The sequence below is a fragment of the Streptomyces sp. NPDC051109 genome, from assembly GCF_044455885.1.
GTDB lineage: Bacteria > Actinomycetota > Actinomycetes > Streptomycetales > Streptomycetaceae > Streptomyces.
The window spans coordinates 67,176-83,158 of sequence record NZ_JBITFF010000023.1; the positions used below are offsets into that span (position 1 = coordinate 67,176).

General features: G+C 71.3%; 18 protein-coding genes and 2 pseudogenes. 10 read left to right on the forward strand and 10 right to left on the reverse strand.

Annotated features, from left to right (window positions below):
* Positions 1 to 46 precede the first annotated feature (46 nt).
* The 4 genes from ACIBAD_RS31510 to ACIBAD_RS31525 form a co-directional block, all read right to left on the reverse strand.
* The gene (locus ACIBAD_RS31510; RefSeq protein ID WP_134068522.1) at positions 47 to 1,570 is read right to left on the reverse strand and encodes a flotillin family protein; all 1,524 of its coding nucleotides are present in this window, start codon (positions 1,568 to 1,570) and stop codon (positions 47 to 49) included.
* Between the two features lie 70 nt (positions 1,571 to 1,640).
* The gene (locus tag ACIBAD_RS31515; protein WP_134068521.1) at positions 1,641 to 2,150 is read right to left on the reverse strand and encodes a hypothetical protein; all 510 of its coding nucleotides are present in this window, start codon (positions 2,148 to 2,150) and stop codon (positions 1,641 to 1,643) included.
* 147 nt (positions 2,151 to 2,297) lie between these two features.
* A complete protein-coding gene (locus tag ACIBAD_RS31520; RefSeq protein ID WP_134068520.1) occupies positions 2,298 to 2,507 on the reverse strand; it encodes a hypothetical protein in 210 nt (69 codons plus the stop codon).
* A 5-nt stretch (positions 2,508 to 2,512) separates the two neighbouring features.
* Positions 2,513 to 2,830, reverse strand: coding sequence for a hypothetical protein (locus ACIBAD_RS31525; RefSeq protein WP_134068519.1), 318 nt, complete (start codon positions 2,828 to 2,830; stop codon positions 2,513 to 2,515).
* A 203-nt stretch (positions 2,831 to 3,033) separates the two neighbouring features.
* On the opposite strand from ACIBAD_RS31525, the gene ACIBAD_RS31530 reads away from it, so the two are divergent.
* The 4 genes and pseudogenes from ACIBAD_RS31530 to ACIBAD_RS31545 all read left to right on the forward strand — a co-directional run bounded on the left by ACIBAD_RS31530 (position 3,034) and on the right by ACIBAD_RS31545 (position 6,310).
* Positions 3,034 to 4,314, forward strand: a complete 1,281-nt coding sequence (locus ACIBAD_RS31530; RefSeq protein WP_398910077.1) for a cation:proton antiporter — start codon at positions 3,034 to 3,036, stop codon at positions 4,312 to 4,314.
* The gene (locus ACIBAD_RS31535) at positions 4,301 to 4,768 is read left to right on the forward strand and encodes a CBS domain-containing protein (protein ID WP_398910079.1); all 468 of its coding nucleotides are present in this window, start codon (positions 4,301 to 4,303) and stop codon (positions 4,766 to 4,768) included. Before ACIBAD_RS31530 ends, ACIBAD_RS31535 begins: the two co-directional genes overlap by 14 nt.
* Positions 4,765 to 6,064, forward strand: a pseudogene (locus ACIBAD_RS31540) (SLC13 family permease). Before ACIBAD_RS31535 ends, ACIBAD_RS31540 begins: the two are co-directional and overlap by 4 nt.
* Positions 6,065 to 6,148: 84 nt before the next feature.
* A complete protein-coding gene (locus ACIBAD_RS31545) occupies positions 6,149 to 6,310 on the forward strand; it encodes a hypothetical protein (RefSeq protein ID WP_398910081.1) in 162 nt (53 codons plus the stop codon).
* A 7-nt stretch (positions 6,311 to 6,317) separates the two neighbouring features.
* Here ACIBAD_RS31545 and ACIBAD_RS31550 read toward each other — a convergent pair whose 3' ends face one another.
* The 4 genes and pseudogenes from ACIBAD_RS31550 to ACIBAD_RS31565 all read right to left on the reverse strand — a co-directional run bounded on the left by ACIBAD_RS31550 (position 6,318) and on the right by ACIBAD_RS31565 (position 9,835).
* Positions 6,318 to 7,373 (reverse strand): PucR family transcriptional regulator, encoded by a 1,056-nt coding sequence (locus tag ACIBAD_RS31550; protein WP_398910083.1) that lies wholly within the window; start codon positions 7,371 to 7,373, stop codon positions 6,318 to 6,320.
* Positions 7,374 to 7,472: 99 nt separating this feature from the next.
* Positions 7,473 to 7,610, reverse strand: a pseudogene (locus ACIBAD_RS31555) (DM13 domain-containing protein); the annotation flags it as partial.
* A gap of 30 nt (positions 7,611 to 7,640) precedes the next feature.
* The gene (locus ACIBAD_RS31560; RefSeq protein WP_134068512.1) at positions 7,641 to 7,820 is read right to left on the reverse strand and encodes a hypothetical protein; all 180 of its coding nucleotides are present in this window, start codon (positions 7,818 to 7,820) and stop codon (positions 7,641 to 7,643) included.
* A gap of 119 nt (positions 7,821 to 7,939) precedes the next feature.
* Positions 7,940 to 9,835: a potassium channel protein gene (locus ACIBAD_RS31565; protein WP_134074158.1), complete on the reverse strand. Its 1,896-nt coding sequence runs from the start codon at positions 9,833 to 9,835 to the stop codon at positions 7,940 to 7,942.
* Positions 9,836 to 10,405: 570 nt separating this feature from the next.
* Between ACIBAD_RS31565 and ACIBAD_RS31570 the strand changes: the two genes are divergently transcribed.
* Complete coding sequence (locus ACIBAD_RS31570) at positions 10,406 to 10,606, forward strand: hypothetical protein (protein WP_134068511.1); 201 nt, start codon at positions 10,406 to 10,408, stop codon at positions 10,604 to 10,606.
* 149 nt (positions 10,607 to 10,755) lie between these two features.
* Here the strand turns inward: ACIBAD_RS31570 and ACIBAD_RS31575 are convergent, their stop codons facing one another.
* Positions 10,756 to 11,256: a DUF5994 family protein gene (locus ACIBAD_RS31575; RefSeq protein ID WP_134068510.1), complete on the reverse strand. Its 501-nt coding sequence runs from the start codon at positions 11,254 to 11,256 to the stop codon at positions 10,756 to 10,758.
* A 287-nt stretch (positions 11,257 to 11,543) separates the two neighbouring features.
* Here ACIBAD_RS31575 and ACIBAD_RS31580 point away from each other — a divergent pair, with 287 nt between their 5' ends.
* The 4 genes from ACIBAD_RS31580 to ACIBAD_RS31595 all read left to right on the forward strand — a co-directional run bounded on the left by ACIBAD_RS31580 (position 11,544) and on the right by ACIBAD_RS31595 (position 13,003).
* The gene (locus ACIBAD_RS31580; RefSeq protein ID WP_398910086.1) at positions 11,544 to 12,119 is read left to right on the forward strand and encodes a DUF5994 family protein; all 576 of its coding nucleotides are present in this window, start codon (positions 11,544 to 11,546) and stop codon (positions 12,117 to 12,119) included.
* Between the two features lie 5 nt (positions 12,120 to 12,124).
* Positions 12,125 to 12,313 (forward strand): hypothetical protein, encoded by a 189-nt coding sequence (locus ACIBAD_RS31585; protein ID WP_134068508.1) that lies wholly within the window; start codon positions 12,125 to 12,127, stop codon positions 12,311 to 12,313.
* A gap of 95 nt (positions 12,314 to 12,408) precedes the next feature.
* The gene (locus tag ACIBAD_RS31590; protein WP_398910088.1) at positions 12,409 to 12,675 is read left to right on the forward strand and encodes a hypothetical protein; all 267 of its coding nucleotides are present in this window, start codon (positions 12,409 to 12,411) and stop codon (positions 12,673 to 12,675) included.
* A 55-nt stretch (positions 12,676 to 12,730) separates the two neighbouring features.
* Complete coding sequence (locus ACIBAD_RS31595) at positions 12,731 to 13,003, forward strand: hypothetical protein (RefSeq protein ID WP_134074157.1); 273 nt, start codon at positions 12,731 to 12,733, stop codon at positions 13,001 to 13,003.
* Here ACIBAD_RS31595 and ACIBAD_RS31600 read toward each other — a convergent pair.
* Positions 13,000 to 14,268 (reverse strand): bifunctional GNAT family N-acetyltransferase/ATP-binding protein, encoded by a 1,269-nt coding sequence (locus ACIBAD_RS31600; protein ID WP_134068507.1) that lies wholly within the window; start codon positions 14,266 to 14,268, stop codon positions 13,000 to 13,002. The two genes, ACIBAD_RS31595 and ACIBAD_RS31600, sit on opposite strands and share 4 nt — an antisense overlap.
* Before the next feature lie 505 nt (positions 14,269 to 14,773).
* Here ACIBAD_RS31600 and ACIBAD_RS31605 point away from each other — a divergent pair.
* Complete coding sequence (locus tag ACIBAD_RS31605; RefSeq protein WP_398910091.1) at positions 14,774 to 15,973, forward strand: PP2C family protein-serine/threonine phosphatase; 1,200 nt, start codon at positions 14,774 to 14,776, stop codon at positions 15,971 to 15,973.
* Positions 15,974 to 15,983 lie beyond the last annotated feature (10 nt).

Genomic DNA, 15,983 nt, shown 5'->3' on the forward strand with positions numbered 1-15,983 from the left:
CCCTTGCGGCGAGACCTCGTTCTGTCGCCTTTCGTTCGACCTGCTGTCAGTCGGTGATGGCGATCTTCCCGTTGGCCGGGATGGACGCTGCAGCCGTGTCCGGCTTCGGCGCAGTCAGGCCCTTCAGGAGCTGGGTGAGGTCGACGCCGGTGGTGGAGCCGAGGAGTTCCATGCCCTGGGCGACGTTGTCGGCCACCGTGCGGGTGAGCTTGCTCGCGCCGTCGGTGGAGATGACGGTCATCTTGTCGATGGCGGACAGCGGTTCGGCGGCCTTGGCGACGACCTGCGGGAGGACCTCGACCAGCATCTGGATCTTCGCGGCATCGCCGTAGCTCTCGAAGGCTGCGGCCTTCTTCTGCATGGCCTCGGCCTCGGCGGCCCCCTTGGCCGCGATGGCGGAGGCTTCGGCGGCGCCCTCCAGGCGGACGGCGTCGGCGATCGCGGCGCGGCGGGCGAGTTCGGCCTCACCGCGCTTGGCGCCCTCGATGGCCTCGGCCTCGGCGAGGGCGGAGCGGCGCTGCTTCTCGCCCTCACCCGTCAGGCGGGCCCGCTCGGCCTCTGCCTGGGCGGCGGCGATGGCCGCCAGGCGCTCGGCCTCGGCCTGCTTGACCCTTGCCACGCGCTTGGCCTCGGCCTCCTGCTCGGCCTCGTAGCGCCGGGCGTCGGCGGGCTTGCGTACCTGGGTGTCGAGCTGGCGGTCGGTCAGTGCGGCCTGCCGTTCGGCGACCTTCTCCTGCTCGGTGAGGATCTGCTGCTGGCGGTCGGCGTCGGCCAGCGGGCCGGCGGCGTTCGCCTGGGCGGTGGCCGCGTCGGTCTCCGCCTTGATCTCGGCCTGGCGCAGGTACAGGGTGCGCTGCGCGACCGCGATCTCCTCCTCGGCCTTCAGGCGGGCCTGCTCGGCCGCCTGGCGGGAGTTGGCCTCGGCGATGTCCGCTTCCTGCCTGGCGCGGGCGGCCTCGGGGCGGCCCAGGTCCTCCAGGTAGGAGCCTTCGGTGGTGATGTCCTGGATCTGGAAGGCGTCCAGGACCAGGCCCTGGCCGGACAGGCTGGCCTCGGCCTCTTCGGCGACCTGGCCGGCGAAGGCGGCGCGGTCGCGGATGATGTCCTCGACCGACATCCGGCCCACGATCGCGCGCAGGGCTCCGGAGAGCACTTCCTGGGTGAAGCCGACGATGCCGTCCTGCTGCTGGAGGAAGCGCTGGGCCGCGGCGCGGATGGCGTCCTCGTTGCCGCCGACCTTGACGATCGCGACGCCTTCGAGGTTGGCCTTGATGCCCCGCAGGGTGACGGCGCCCCGGACGGCGATCGGGATGTGCCGGCTGGAGAGGTCGAGGGAGTAGCGCTGCTGGACGAAGGGGACGACGAAGACGCCGCCGCCAACGACGACCTTCTGACCGCTGTTGTCGGTGGATATCTGCCCGGTGTCGGGGTCGGTGGACTTCTTGCCGCGGCGGCCCGTGATGATGAACGCCTCGCTGGGGCCGGCCACCTTGTAGCGGGTGACGACGACCAGGGCGAGCAGGACGAGGAGTACGACGACTCCCACGACCGCGATGACGACTGAACTCATGATGGATCCCCCCTGCCCGCTCTCGGTCGAGGGGACAGATCGGTGGTGGATGAGGAAGTGGAACGGCCGGTCAGCGCTCGACGGCGCGGACGCTGACCGAGGAGGACGACGGCGTCGCCGTCACCCAGACCTCCGCGCCCCGGGCCAGTGGTCCCTCGGCGGTCGCGGCGTACTTGGCCGGCTGGCCACCGAGGCGCAGCAGGACCTCGCCGTAGCCGCGCGCGGGGATGGCGGTGACCACGGTCCCGGCCGAGCCGAGGAGTTCGGCGGCGCGCGGGGCGGACCCGCTGCCGGCCCGGGCGAGGACGCGGCTGAAGCGGTACGTCAGCCAGCCCGCCCCCGCACCGGCCACGGCCCCCGCGGCGGCTGCCGCTGCCGGCCCGAGGCCGGTGGCCCCGAGCACGATCGCCCCCGTGAAACCGAGCATCGAAACGAAGCCCGCGACCACCGGCAGCGACAGCCATCCGTCGAACAGTCCGTCCAGGGCGCCGTCGAAGAGCCCCTCCAGCACCCCGTCGAACACCAGCGAACAGGCCAGCAGGGCGATTCCCCCGATGCCGAGACCCAGAAACAAGCCCATGAGCACCTCCCTCCTTGGCATGCGTTTGCGCCGGACATCGGCATCGTGCCAGCGCGACCGGCTGCCGCACATTGCCTACCTTCGGCAATCTTTACGTGGCTTTAACGCAGCAGGGACGGCAGGTTGCGGCCGTGCGCGCCAGGACGGTCAGTGGCGGACCGCCTCGGAGCTCAGCATGACCAAGCCGGTGATGAGGCAGGAGAGACCGATGGCCACCGGCGCGAACCCGGCACCCGGCAGGGGCCAGAAGGCGGCGCCGACCAGAGCAGTGGGTGCGCCCAGGGCCACCATGGCGATGCCGATACGGAACTCCGTGACGCTGCGCAGCATCCGGGCGACGGTTCTCGTAGCGAGCATGGTGCTCAGCGCTCCGTTCCAACGGTCGGGCGACGCGAGACCCATGCGCTGCGCACGACAAAGGCGACAGCCGCGCCGCTGAACGCCAGGCCGGCGGCAGTGCAGACCATCACCACCTGCGCTGATGCGTCGAGCATGCGCGGGATGGCGTTGAGGGGGGCAAGGGCGTACAGGCACAGGAGGGCCCAGGCATGTGGGCGCACCGCGGCCCGGGAGGGCAGCCTGGGCGGAGTCCAGCCGGCCAGTATGGCCACCGGGACGGGGAGGATCAGCAGGGTCGCTGCCGCGAGGGCCAGGGCGTGGTAGGCCGGATTTCCGTTCATCGGTACCTCTCTGATGTGCACGCCCGCGTGAGAGGGCCCTTCCGCGATGCTTGCGTGCCGGAGCCCGGCAGTGTTCGGCAGGTGGGACTGCCGTCAGAAGCCCGTTAAAGACACGTAAGAAATGTATAAAGTAGCCGGTGGTGTGCCGGGAAGCCTGGTCGGCGAATAGGGGAAACTCTCCTCGCGGAACGGGGCTGGATGCCATGGTGCTCGTCGCTGTCTTCGGTGTGGCGCTGCTGATCGCGGTGCTGCTGTCCGGGCTTGCCGCCCGCACGGTCCTCTCCACCTCGCTGCTCTTCCTGCTGGGTGGAGCGCTGGTCAGTGACGGGTTCCTCGGGCTGATCCACATCACGGCCGACAGCGAGATCGTCTCGGTCACTGCCGATCTGGCCCTGTTCGCGGTGCTGTTCACGGACGGCATGCACGTCTCGTTCCCGAACCTGCGGCGGAACTGGAAGAACCCGGCCCGTGCGCTGGGGCTGGGCATGCCGCTGGCCATGGCCGGTATGGCGCTGATCACCCACTACCTGGTCGGGCTGGACTGGACGACCTCCTTCCTCGTCGGCGCCGTGCTCGCCCCGACCGATCCGGTCTTCGCGTCGGCGATCGTGGGCCGCAAGGAAGTACCGGCCAAGCTGCGGCAGCTGCTGAACGTGGAGAGCGGCATCAATGACGGTCTCGCGCTGCCCGTCGTCCTGCTCCTCATCGCCGCGGCCGGTCCCACCTCCGGCCAGGCGGATGCCTCCGTCGGCGAGATCGCCTTGGAGCTCGGGCTCGGTCTGGTCTTCGGCGTCGCCCTGCCGCTGGCGGTCGCGGGCCTGGTGCGGCTGCGGCTGCTGGGTGCCGAGCCGAAGCTCCAGCCGTTGTTGCCACCGGCGGCGGGGATCATCCTCTACGGCCTGTGCCACCTCACCCACGCCAACGCCTACCTGGCCGCCTTCTCCGCCGGCGCCGTCCTGGCCTCCGTCTCGCCCGAGGCGAAGACGGTCTTCGAGCCGCTCGGAGAGATGCTTGCGGAACTGGCCAAGTTCGCAGCGCTCCTCGTCTTCGGCGCCCTGCTGACCCCCGCCCTGTTCGGGGACCTGTCGGTGGGCGGGTACGTGGCCGTGGTCCTGGCGATCGTGCTGATCCGCCCTGCCTCCCTGCTGGTGTCACTGCTGGGGGCGCGGATCGAGGGGCGGGAGAAGCTGGTCGCCGCCTGGTTCGGGCCCAAGGGCTTCGCGTCCGTCGTCTACGGCCTGCTCGTGCTCCAGGCCGGGATCCCGCAGGGTGAGGAGGCGTACACGCTGATCGCGGTCTGCATCGCCTTCTCGATCATCGCCCACTCCAGCACCGACGTACCGATCGCCCGCCTCTTCGACGTGGAAGACCTTGCGGGCATTCCGAACGACGACCACGACCACGACCACGCCTCGAAGCCGACCGACACCGTTCCCGCCCCGAGCGGTGCCCCCGACCAGGAGAAGCGCCATGATCGCCCGTGATCTCGCCGAGCCCTACCCACACGTGACCACCGACGACCGGGCGGTGGACGCGGTCCGCCTGGTCGCCGAGCACGACCTCGCCGCGCTCCTGGTCCTGACCTCCGACGGGACACCGTACGCGGTGGTGCCCGGGTCGCAGCTGGTCCGGCAGTTGGTACCCGAGTACGTCATGGAGGACCCGCTGCTCGCAGCCGTCATCGACGACCGGCATGCCGAGACCCTCACCCAGGACCTGGCCGGCAAGAGCGTGGCCGAGTGGATCCCGCAGCGAATCTTCAAACCGGCGTTCGTCGGCCCTCAGGCAGGGGCTCTTCAGATCGCAGCCCTCATGGCGCGTACCCATGTCCCGCTGGTAGCCGTCATCGACCGCGACGACGACGTGCGCCGGTTGGTGGGGGTGGTCTCGGCCGCCTCTCTGATGCGCCACCTTCTCAACGTAGGAGGCCAGGAGTGAGCGGCTGGCAAAGCTGGGCCGCGGTCGCCGTCTTCGCGGGCGTCTACGTCCTGATCATCACCGAGTGGATCCACCGCGTCGCCGCAGCCCTGGGCGGTGCCGCTCTGATGCTGGCGATCGGCGCCACCGACGACACATCGGCCTTCCACTCGGCCGAGACCGGCATCGACTGGAACGTCATCTTCCTGCTGCTGGGCATGATGATGATCGTCGGAGTCCTCAAGCGGACCGGCCTCTTCGAGTTCCTGGCCATCTGGTCGGTGAAGAGGTCCAAGGCGAGACCGTTCCGGGTGATGGCCATGCTGGTCGTCATCACCGCCGTGGCTTCCGCTCTCCTGGACAACGTCACCACCGTGCTTCTCGTCGCGCCGGTGACGCTCCTGGTCTGCGACCGGCTGAAGCTGTCCCCGATCCCGTTCCTGCTCGCCGAGGTGTTCGCCTCCAACATCGGCGGCACCGCCACCCTCGTCGGCGACCCGCCCAACATCATCATCGCCAGCCGGGCCGGCCTGACCTTCAACGACTTCCTCGTCCACCTCGCCCCGCTGGCCGTGGTCCTGACCCTCGTCCTCGTGCTGCTGTGCCGCCTGATGTTCGCCAAGCACTTCGTCTACGACGAGAAGCGCGCCGCCGAAATCATGGCGCTGCGCGAACGCGAGGCGATCAAAGAGCCCCGCCTGCTCATCCAGGGCCTGAGCGTCCTGGGCCTGGTCGTCGCAGGGTTCGTCCTGCACCCCGTGCTGCACTACGAACCCAGCGTCGTCGCCCCCCCTGGGCGCCGGACTGCTGATCGCGATCTCCAAGGTCGAAACCGGCGAGGTGCTCGGCGAGGTCGAATGGCCGACCCTCGCCTTCTTCGCCGGCCTGTTCGTCATGGTCGGCGCGCTCATCGAGACCGGCGTCATCGGCGAGCTCGCCGGCCACCTCGCCGACATCATCGGCGGAGCCCAACTGGGCGGCACCATGCTCCTGCTGGGCGGTTCGGCCGTGCTGTCGGGGATCGTCGACAACATTCCCTACGTCGCCACGATGGCCCCCATCACCAGCGAGCTGGTCACCGACATGGGCGGCGACCCCGATCACGTCATGTGGTGGGCCCTCGCCCTGGGCGCCGACCTCGGCGGCAACGCCACCGCCATCGGCGCCTCCGCCAACGTCGTCGTCCTCGGCATCGCCGAACGCAACCGCCACCCCATCAGCTTCTGGCAGTTCACCAAGTACGGACTCGTCGTCACCGCCGTCACCATCGTCATCTCGGCCCTCTACCTGTGGCTGCGCTACTTCGCCCTCGCCTGACAGGCGACCACACCGGAAAGGGGGCAGGCCATGGTCCGCCGCCACTGGCCCAGTGAAGCCATTTCGATCGCATTATGGTGGGCCGTGCTGGGCCTGATCCTGTGGTGCGGCGGACAAGTCCGCCACCAGCCCGCTTCCCTCCTCACCTGCGCCGCGAGCGCGGCTCTGCTGGTCGCCTTGGGCGAGATCGGCGCGTGGCTGCGCCGCCGGTGGCACTCCCGGCCCCGCATCCCGCGGGGGCGCTGAGCGGAGCTCAGGCCGCCGCCTCACCCGGCCAGCCCAGCAGCCGGGCGCCGATCACCGCGGTCTGGAGCGTGTAGCGGTTCACCGGGTCCGCCGGGTCGGCACCGGTGAGGGTGTGGATGCGCTCCAGCCGGTACGTCAGGGCCCGCACGCTCAACGACAGGCGACGGGCAGTCTCCGTCGCCACACACCCGCTGTCGAAGTACGCGGTGAGAGTGTCCAGCAGCGGCCGGGGACCGCCGCGCGCCCCGCGGAGCGGGCCCAGGACGCTCTCCACGAGGTCGGCCATGGCCTGCCGATCACGGGTCAGGACGGGGTAGACCAGCAGATCGGAGGCGTGCAACACCGGTCCCTCCAGACCCATCCGCTCGGCGAGGTCGAGGGCGTTCAGCGCCTCCTCGTACGAGTGGACGACCCCGCCCGGCCCCGGGTGGGAGCGGCCGACGGCCACCCGTCCTCCGTCGGTGGCCGCGTGCGCCTGCTTGGCGAAGTACGCGAGGACGTCGGGCTGGTCCCCCGGTGCCACGCAGATCAGCCGGCCGTCCTTGGTGGCCAGCAGGATCTGCCGGTTCCCGAACCGGCCCAGGACCGCCTCCTCGATACGGCGGGCCACCGGGTAGCCGTCGCCGTACGGTTCGGGGCCGGCGGCCACCGCCACCGCGTGCGCCTGGGAGAGGCGCAGTCCGAACCGCTCGGCCCGCTCGGCCAGCCGACCGAGCCCACCGCGCCCGTACAGCAGGTCGTCGATGAACTCGCGGCGTGCGGCCTCCTCCTGGCGGACCGCCTGCCGCTGGGACCGCTCGTACCCCTCGACGAAAGCATCCACCGCCTGCTCGACGACGGCCAGCAGCGGCCTGGACGCCGGCGCCGGCTCCACCCTCTGGGCAGCGGCCAAGTGGTCCCGTATCAGCGCCCGCAGCGGCAGTCCCGCTTCCGCCGCCCGCTCGCCGTTGGCCCGACGGGCCTCCAGCTCGGCACGGGTGAGACGGCGTCCCGTGGCACACGCGTCGCGCAGGATCTCGGCGTACCCCGCCAGATGACTCCCCGGTGTCTCCCGATCCGCCACGTCTTCCCCCCGATACCGATACGCATGATCATTCACGCGTCCTTGACGCGACGACCAGGGTTTCACGGGCACAAGGGTGTCTAAGGCCACGGACATCAGTCACGCCGGCGAGGGTCGCACTGCCTGGAGCGCCGCCGCTCCGAAGGACACGTTGAAGCGGTCGCACCAGATGATGACGCCGGTGTAGTCGGGCAGGTTCACGTCGGACGGGATCTCGTAGTTCCGGTCGCCCTTGTTGACCTGGCGGATGACGGGTCCCTTACGGCCTCAGCGCCGCCGGGCGGCAGTCCACACCGCGGCGGCAGTGGCCAGGGCCAGCGCGCCAAGGTCCAGCAACGGCAGGCCCGGGCTGTCTGGCAGCACGTACATCACCGCACCCGCCGCCGTCAGGATGACGCCGAAGGCGAAGAGAGGGGACGCGGGGCCGGACCGGGCAGGTCGACGCATGCGAGGGGCTCCTGGCAGGGAGGGCAGGGACCCCAGACTCTCACGACAGCGCAGCGCGGTACAGGACCCACGTCTGCACGGACCGCGCTCCTTGCCGCCGACGGTCACCGCTCCTGGAATCAGACCCCGGGTGTACAGGCGTGCCCGCGGCCGAGCAGTTCCGCCAGGCCCCGCCGGGTGGCGGCCAGGACGACGCGGTCCTCGGCGCGCAGGACATAGCCGGGGTGCAGCCGCCACACCAGTCCGGGCTGCTGCCCGCTGCCGTCCGCGAGGGAGCTCGCGAGGTCCGGGCGCCGCTCCTGCGGAGCCGCGGCGTCCAGCGCGATCACCCGCCACGCCCCCGGCCGGAAGGACTCGGCGATGGTGCGGCCCTCCAGCTGCGGGTGGCCGGCCACCTCCACGGCGGCGAAGAGCAGAACGCGGCGCTCCACCGGTATCGCGCCGAGGACCTGCCGGCCCATCATCGCGCCGGCGAACGCGGGCGCCGCAAGGTGCGTGACGCTGCGGCTGCGGGTGAGGCCCGCTGGATGGGCGGCGCGCAGCGTGCGGTACACGGCGGTCGCGAAGTCGTCCTCATACAGCCGCATCACGACCCGGAGATCCGGCTTCACCGCACGGGCGTACAGGGCGGCCTCCAAGTTGGTGGTGTCCGAACTGGTCAGGGCGAGCAGGGTGCGCGCCCGGTGGATGCGGGCCCCCTCGAGTACGCCTTCCTCAGTGACGTCCCCGAGAACCACTGGGACGCGCAGGCGGCGGGCCAGGGCGAGGCCGCGGGCCTCGGGGTCGGATTCCACGCAGACGACCGGAATCTCCAGTTCCCGCAGCCGCGCCAGCACCCGGGCCCCGATCTTTCCCACCCCGAGCAGCACCACGTGCCCCGACAGGCCGCGGGGCGGTCGGCGCAGGACCGTCGCGGTACGGAAGGCACCGAGCCCCTCCAGCGCGGCGGCGACCAGCACGGGCAGCAGGAGCAGGCCGACGAACCCGGCCAGGATCTGCAGCGTCTGCCGCTCGGCCGGCTCCCCCACCGCCGGGTCGTTGATCGCGAAGATGTCCAGCAGGGTGATGTACGCGGCGTGCAGCGGATGATCCCCGGTGGTCACCCAGGACGCCACGGCGAGCGCCGCCACCGCCCCGACGACGCCGGCCAGCGACCACCGCAGCCGCCGCGAGAACAGGGACGCCACCGGCAGCGACGCCGCGGCCAGCCGGGCACCCGAGGGCGTGGGCGCGGCATGGGAGACCGCCTCCAGGGCCACGATCCCCCGCCCGGTCGCGGCAGCCACCGCCCGGTCGTCGGGCAGCAGCTGCGGCCCCCGGTCGCCGCTGAGCTCGGCCCCCTCGCTGCCCGCCGGATCGCTGGACGTCGCCGACAGCAGCGCCAGCGTGCACAGCCCCGGATCGGCCACCTCGCCCCGCTCCGGCGGCGTACGCTCCACCGCCCGCAGCAGCAGGCCGTCCGCCTGGACCACCTTGCTGGTCCCGGCCACGGCACTGGCCGCCAGGGCCGGAGCGGCCGTGTCCGCGTCCGAGAGCACGGTCGTCGACGAGTCCAGCTCGCGCAGGTCGATCCCCGGCTCGGCGACGATCGCCGCCTGGTCGAGGAGCTCCTCCAGATGCTGGCCGAGCTTGCGGTTGTACAGCCGGATCACCAGCCGCAGCCGCGGATTGAGCCGCCGGGCCACCAGAGCGGCCCGTACGTTCGTGTCGTCGTCCTCGTACACGAGCGCCAGCGCGGCGGCCCCGGCCACCCCCGCGGCGGCCAGCACGTCCTCGTCAGGCTCCACCGCCTCCAGGACCCGCAGCCCGCGCACGCCCTGCCGCTGCCCTTCGGCCACCCGGGACCTGACGGCCGGCACCCGCCCGAGCAGGCCGAGCCCGCGTCCCGCGCCCCGGCCCACGCCCGGCTGTGGCTCCCGGGCGGCCGGCACCACGAGCGTCACCCGCTCCCGGTACACCGCCTGGAGCTCGGCGGCGAGCCGCCGGGCCAGACCGTCGTCACCGCAGACGACCATCCGGCCATCGGCATCGGGGAGTTGAGACTGCACGGAATTCTGCACGGCCCCAGAATGCCTTGCTGTGGTCATGCCGATGCCCGATCTCAGCGGGGACCGCCGAGGGCCGCGTGCACCGTGACAGCCAGAAGGCCGATGGCCTCACCTTCCCGCGAGCCGCGTGGACTCGAATCTCCCTCTCGGCTCGCCGGCCAGGCATTGCTTGCGCCCGCAACGCCCACCCGCAGGCGCACGGCCGGACCTCGGAAACGCCGGTTCCGTCGGAGTCGATGAGCCCCTGACCCGCCGCACGCGGCGCGCGTGCCCCAGCCGTGCCCTCCAGGGCGGTAAACCACGGTCACCACGGGCGTCGGGAGCCCTCCGCCAGAAGCTGTCCTACGGAGGGAGCCTCGGGCGCTGCTCGATGTCGGCTGGCCGCCGTCAGTCGCCTTTCACCGTGAGGCCGACGGGGTGGGGTGGGGTGTCATCCGTGTGCCTCGCTTCGCAGCCGACATGATGCAGACCGTCCCTGTGCGTGTCAGCGTGATCCGAGAGGGATCCGTACCCCACGCATCAAGAGGAGTCGCCGTCATGGACGGTAGGCAGGACAAGCGTCAGCAGCCGGGCAAGGGCCGTGAGGCGCAGGAACACCATCGCCCGGGAGACCCCGCGCAGGCCCAGCCGGGCAAGTCGTCCCGCGAGAAGGGCCAGAAATCCGGCCAGAAGGAGACCTCGCGCCGCCGTGAGGACGACCTGCTGCGCGAAGAGGACCTGCACGACGAGGGGCTCTGACTAGCGCACCACTCGCCTACACGCCCAGGGCCCGGCCGATCCACGGTCACTCCGGCCAGGCTCTGTTGCATCCCGCCCGACGCCGAAGGAGACCGGGCCGCCCGCCACGGGGCCGCCGCGCTGTCGGCTCGACCGCTGAGGATTCGGGGTCAGCCTGCCGCATCGGCGGCCCTGTCCTCAGGCTCGGGTGTGGTGGCGATGAGGATCTGAGCGGCCTGCGTGATGTTGTCGGCGCGGACGGCGCGAGCCATCGCTTCGCGGGCCGCGTCGGCGGTGGTGTCCGGGGGAACCACCAGCAGGGCGAAGTGGTCGTTGTGGCCGCGAGTGACGAGAACGGTGTCGTCGCCGACCGGGTCGGAATCGAGGTGCACGACCTGGCCGTCGATGACCAGGCGGGGCGGGAGGCCGTTCCAGGCGGACGCGTCCACGCCCACGCGGGTGATGGGGCCGAGATGCCCGGTCAGCACGCTGATCAGCGCGGGCAGCTCGGTTCCGATGTCGCGGGTGCGCGGCCACCACGCGCCGTCCAGGATCCCCTCCCGGGACCGCGTGGTCTCCAGCCGCAGCAGAGCCGTACCGGGTTGGACCGCTTGGTGGATCGCATCCGGCAGGAGCAGTGGGGTTGTGTGGGGGATGTCGGAGTCAGCCATGTGGGTCCGCCCGTCCACGGGGGTGTGGCCGCACTGCGTCGCAGGTCGGCACCGGCGCCGGTGCCGGTCGGGCGATGTGCGCGGGCCTGTCGTCCCTTCACGGTACTCCCGTCGCCCGCTCCATCACCCGCCGGAAAATACCTAGTCAGACCGGCCACAGCCCGCCGAACAGGCGTACAGTGAAAGCACCGGGAGTACTTCGCACACCCGCTTTCACGCGGGTGTCATTTCTGGCGATCGCCTAAAAACCGGGCTGCCGACGGGCAGTCCGGGGGCAGGTCCACACCATGACCACCACCCTCGACCGGACCGCGCCCCGCGACCTCGCCGCAGAGTTCCCGGCTCGCTTGTCCCTCACCCCGAAGACCACGCTCGCCGGCCGGCTGGACGGGGCCTGGTGGCCCTACTCCCGCGATCTCGAAACCGAGCTTCCCCCGCTCGTCGCCGCCCTGGACGAGCCCTGGGGACGTGTCACCCGCGTCACCGTGAACCCCACCCGCTGGCCCGTCGTACCGCACACGGTTGCCGTGGACGGGCGCGTGCTGCACGTGGGCTGGTTCACCGAACAGGACCCCGACAAGCTGATCCTGCTCTCTTACACCGTCGGCCGCTGGGACCTCCTGGTGATCCCGCCCGAGACCGAGCCCGCAGCCGCGGCCCGGCTGATGGCCGCCGCCGCGGTCCCGGGCAGTGTCCTCACCGCAGGCGTCCTCATGACCAACGAAACCGTCATCGGGCGCGGCATCCGCGACGCCCGCCGCCAGGAAGCCGCCTGGGAGGACGAAGGCGGGGCCTGCATGTCCCCCTTCGGGGACTCTATGGGCCGATCCGCCCTGCCGCTGCCCGGAAACGGCTGGAGGTGAGCTCCGTGGAGACCGTCGTCCTCATCGCGGTGATCATCCTCATGATCGGCATCGGAACGCGCTGGATCCACCTGCTGAACGCCCAGCACGACGCGCGGATCGAGGCCTACCACTTCAGCGACCCCCTGCCGAGGCCTCCCGGCCTGCCGGACGACACCGGTCGTCGAGCCCACAGCACGGATGCCGACCGGTGAGGAACAGACCTTCCTCCGACCGGGGGCAGCGGTCGGGGCGCCACGGCGCCCCGACCCGCCGGCCTCTCGCCCACCCCGAAGGGAACCACGCCCACGTGAAGTACATCGAGACCCAGACCCTGCCATCGCTCGGGCACGCCGAGGTCCGGATCATCGCGCACACTCCCGAAGCCGCCCGAGCGGTCGCGGAGGCGCTTCGCCGCTGTTTCGCAGGCGCGGAACAGCGCAGCTACCCCGCCCTCGACGGCAACACCCGCCTCCACCTCACCGTGGATACGGCAACACCCGCCGGCCCCGCCCGCTCGTGGCTGGCCGCCAGTAGGCCCCCCGTCGGCAGCGGCGCCCACTCCGACGAGATCTGAGAAGCCCCGACCGGCCCGGCCCCGGAGCCCACCCCACACACGAAAGGACGCGGTCGTGGCCACACTGCACGAACGCAAGACCTACCGCGAGCAGGTGCTCCGGGTCCTGTACGAAGCCGTCGAAGGCAACCGCCTCCTCGGTATCACCGGGGCACAGCTGCGGCGCGACCTCCACGTACCGGAACAGGACCTGGCCGCCGCCTGCACCTACCTGGCGGGCGAAGGGCTGATCACCGTCGACTGGGAACCCGGCAACACCCCCGCGATGGTCACCCTCACCCACGAGGGAATCCGGCGCATGGAGGCCGAGGAGGAAGAGACGACCTAGATGCGGGCGAACTTCTCGGTCTGGTGGGCGAACTCCTGGGCCATGGCCGCGCTGACCGTGGGCCTGGTGTTGCCGATGGTGCCCAGGTAGTCCTCGGTGGTGGGGCGGGCCCGGGTTCCGGTGTCGAAGGTGCGCTCGAACTGGACTTGGGAGACGGTACGCGCCACATGGGCAATGTCGGCAGGGGTGAACCCCTCGCTGGCGGTCGCCAGCACCGCGCTGTCGGCCTCCGCGCCCGCTCGGGCCAGGTAGCTCTCCCACAGCGCGGTCCTCGCGCGGTCATCGGGCGGGCCGATCGGCAGCACGTAGTCGAAACGGCCGTGCCGCAGGAACGCGGAGTCGAGCGTGGTCACGTCGTTCGTGGCGCAGACGAGCAGCCGCCCGTCCTGGCCCCGGAACCGGACGATCGCCTTGAGCAGTTCGTTGACGACGCCGACCGCGGTCGCGTCCGCGCCGCTTCGGGTCCCCGCGATCTCCTCGACCTCGTCGATGAAGACCAGGACGTGGTCGAGCCGGGCAATCTCGTCGAAGCGCCGGTTCAGCCCGCTGGCCAGACCGTACTCGGCGGCCAGCCGGGCGGGGAACAGTTCGAGGAACGGCCATCCCAGACGGCTGGCGATCGCGTGCGCGAACGTGCTCTTGCCGGTCCCCGGCGGACCGAACAGCATCACCGCCCGCGGCGGCTCCACTCCGTGCTGGGCGGCCATTTCGGGATGGGCCAGCGGCAGCACGAGGCGCCGCTCGATGAGCTCCTTCTCCCTCTGCATGCCCGCGACCTTCTGCCACAGTGCTCCGGGCGGCAGCTCCGCTCCCATCGACGCGAGCATGCTGACCGCCTGAGGGCTCACTCGCCCGCGCTTCTCGAAGAAGACCATGCCCGGACGGGCGCCGAAGCCGCAGTTGTGCAGGGCGGTGGCACCGGCCTCGCCGTCGGGCAGGACCGCGTGCACCGTTCGGATACCACCGGCGAACAGCCGGTGCTCCAGAGCCGTGATCAGGTCACTGCCCAGCCCCTGGTGACGCCAGGCAGGCGCCATGCCGATGCGCAGGATCCACGCCCGGTCACCCTCCACCCTGCTCACCGCGGCGCCGACCACCACCTCGTCCGCGGTGGCCACCACCGCCGGGTGGAGAGCCTGGAGGGCCGCCACGGCGTCCGAGAGCGGAAAGAGAGGTGACTCTTCGGCCGTGCCGCTCTCCGCGTCGACTCGGATCACCGCTTCGAGGTCATCCTGGGTGTAGTCCCTGACACGCCAACCCGTCATGGTCAGCTCCACATGTTCGGCCGTACTCCCATCATCGGTCGACGTGCGCGGGACGCGCACATCGACTGGGCGAACGGTGTGGTCCAGGACCTCCACGGCAACGCCGGTGCCGCGGGCCGACCGGGGAGCGTGCCGGCACGGCCCCTTCAGGCCGGCGGCACTGGACTGCACAGCGACACCTCAGGGCGGCAGAGCCCGCCTCGGTCGCCGTCGTCCGCTCCGTGACGAAGCCCCAGGTCAGCGATCTGGGGCTTCTCTGTCACCAGACGACTCCCTTCACCACCACGGGCCGGAAAGCGCCTGGTAGCAGCCGGTTAGGCCCCGTCGGCGGGTGACGGGACCCGACCGTGCAAGCCCTGCGTGAACCGGCCCACCAGGAAATCCGGGTCGTGGAGGCCGCCGGGCACAGAAGCCGTATGGCGTGGCCGATCGCGGGGGAGCATCCTGGAAGCCATGCCGCCCGTGCAGCCGGACTCGGGCCCGCCGCCCGGTTGGAGGCACCCAGATGACCGTCGGAGGGCGCGGGGACCCGGACCGCTCGGAGAGCTTCGGGGAGGAGCTGCTCGGCGTGCTCCTGGACCGGTCGCACGAGCTGGCGCCGCACATGGTCGGCCCCCTCGTCGCCGAGACGCTGGCCCGGATGGGGGGCCGCGAACCACAGATCCTGCTCCAGGACTACGGACAGCAGCAGCTGATCCCCCTGCCCGCAGGCGGGGTGGCCGCAGGTGATCCGCAGCCCATCGACCGGTCCGAAGCCGGCCGGTGCTTCCTGGAGTCACGCCCCGTCGAAGTCCTGACGCCCGACGGCATACGGGTCCACCTGCCCCTGCTGGGCGGCGGCGACCAGGTGGGGGTCCTCGCGGTCACCCTGGACGGGATCGACGACGACGACCGCCGCCTCCTGCGCAGGATCGCAGGCCTGGCGGCCGACCTGCTCCAGACCAAGAACGGCTACACCGACCTCTTCTTCCGCACCCGCCGCAGCCAACCGATGAGCGTCGCCGCGGAGATCCAGTGGTCCCTGCTGCCCCCGCTGTCGATGGTGATGCCGCGCGTCGCGGTCGCCGGAGTCCTGGAGCCCGCCTACGCCGTGGCCGGGGACAGCTTCGACTACGCCCTGAACGGCGACGTCCTGCACCTCGCCATGGTCGACGCCATGGGGCACGGCCTGGACGCGGCCACGATGGCCACGGTGGCCATCGGCGCGTACCGCCACGCCCGCCGGATCAGCATCGAACTGTCCGAGATATACCTCTTCATGGACCGGGCCGTCGCCGAGCAGTTCGACCCGGACCACTTCGTGACCGCCCAGATGATGCGTCTGGACACGGACACGGGGCGCCTCCAGTGGGTCAACGCGGGGCATCCCGCGCCGATGCTGATCCGCGCGCACCGCGTTGTACGCCGTCTGGACAGCCCCACGACCCTCCCCGTCGGCTTCGGAGGGGCCCAGCCGCAGGTCAGCGCGGTGGCGCTGGAGCCGGGCGACCGCGTCCTCTGCTTCACCGACGGCCTGATCGAAGAACACGAAAGCGGGCAGGCACAGTTCGGCGAGGAGCAGCTGATCGACTGGGTGAACCAACTGGAGCAGGCTGACCTCGGGATCCGCACGGTGGCCCGGGACCTGTCGCACACCCTCAAGCGGGCACGCGGCGAAACCACCTCGGACGACGCGACGCTCGTCCTGCTGGAGTGGCGCGGATGACGGAACGCCG

What these genes read in the sequence shown, in the direction of transcription:
- ACIBAD_RS31530 (WP_398910077.1), top strand. Translation starts at nt 3,034, where the DNA reads ATGGTGCTCGTCGCTGTCTTCGGTGTGGCGCTGCTGATCGCGGTGCTG.
- ACIBAD_RS31510 (WP_134068522.1), bottom strand. Translation starts at nt 1,570, where the DNA reads ATGAGTTCAGTCGTCATCGCGGTCGTGGGAGTCGTCGTACTCCTCGTC.
- ACIBAD_RS31525 (WP_134068519.1), bottom strand. Translation starts at nt 2,830, where the DNA reads ATGAACGGAAATCCGGCCTACCACGCCCTGGCCCTCGCGGCAGCGACC.
- ACIBAD_RS31570 (WP_134068511.1), top strand. Translation starts at nt 10,406, where the DNA reads ATGGACGGTAGGCAGGACAAGCGTCAGCAGCCGGGCAAGGGCCGTGAG.
- ACIBAD_RS31520 (WP_134068520.1), bottom strand. Translation starts at nt 2,507, where the DNA reads ATGCTCGCTACGAGAACCGTCGCCCGGATGCTGCGCAGCGTCACGGAG.
- ACIBAD_RS31575 (WP_134068510.1), bottom strand. Translation starts at nt 11,256, where the DNA reads ATGGCTGACTCCGACATCCCCCACACAACCCCACTGCTCCTGCCGGAT.
- ACIBAD_RS31580 (WP_398910086.1), top strand. Translation starts at nt 11,544, where the DNA reads ATGACCACCACCCTCGACCGGACCGCGCCCCGCGACCTCGCCGCAGAG.
- ACIBAD_RS31565 (WP_134074158.1), bottom strand. Translation starts at nt 9,835, where the DNA reads ATGGTCGTCTGCGGTGACGACGGTCTGGCCCGGCGGCTCGCCGCCGAG.
- ACIBAD_RS31600 (WP_134068507.1), bottom strand. Translation starts at nt 14,268, where the DNA reads ATGACGGGTTGGCGTGTCAGGGACTACACCCAGGATGACCTCGAAGCG.
- ACIBAD_RS31605 (WP_398910091.1), top strand. Translation starts at nt 14,774, where the DNA reads ATGACCGTCGGAGGGCGCGGGGACCCGGACCGCTCGGAGAGCTTCGGG.
- ACIBAD_RS31535 (WP_398910079.1), top strand. Translation starts at nt 4,301, where the DNA reads ATGATCGCCCGTGATCTCGCCGAGCCCTACCCACACGTGACCACCGAC.
- ACIBAD_RS31515 (WP_134068521.1), bottom strand. Translation starts at nt 2,150, where the DNA reads ATGGGCTTGTTTCTGGGTCTCGGCATCGGGGGAATCGCCCTGCTGGCC.
- ACIBAD_RS31560 (WP_134068512.1), bottom strand. Translation starts at nt 7,820, where the DNA reads ATGCGTCGACCTGCCCGGTCCGGCCCCGCGTCCCCTCTCTTCGCCTTC.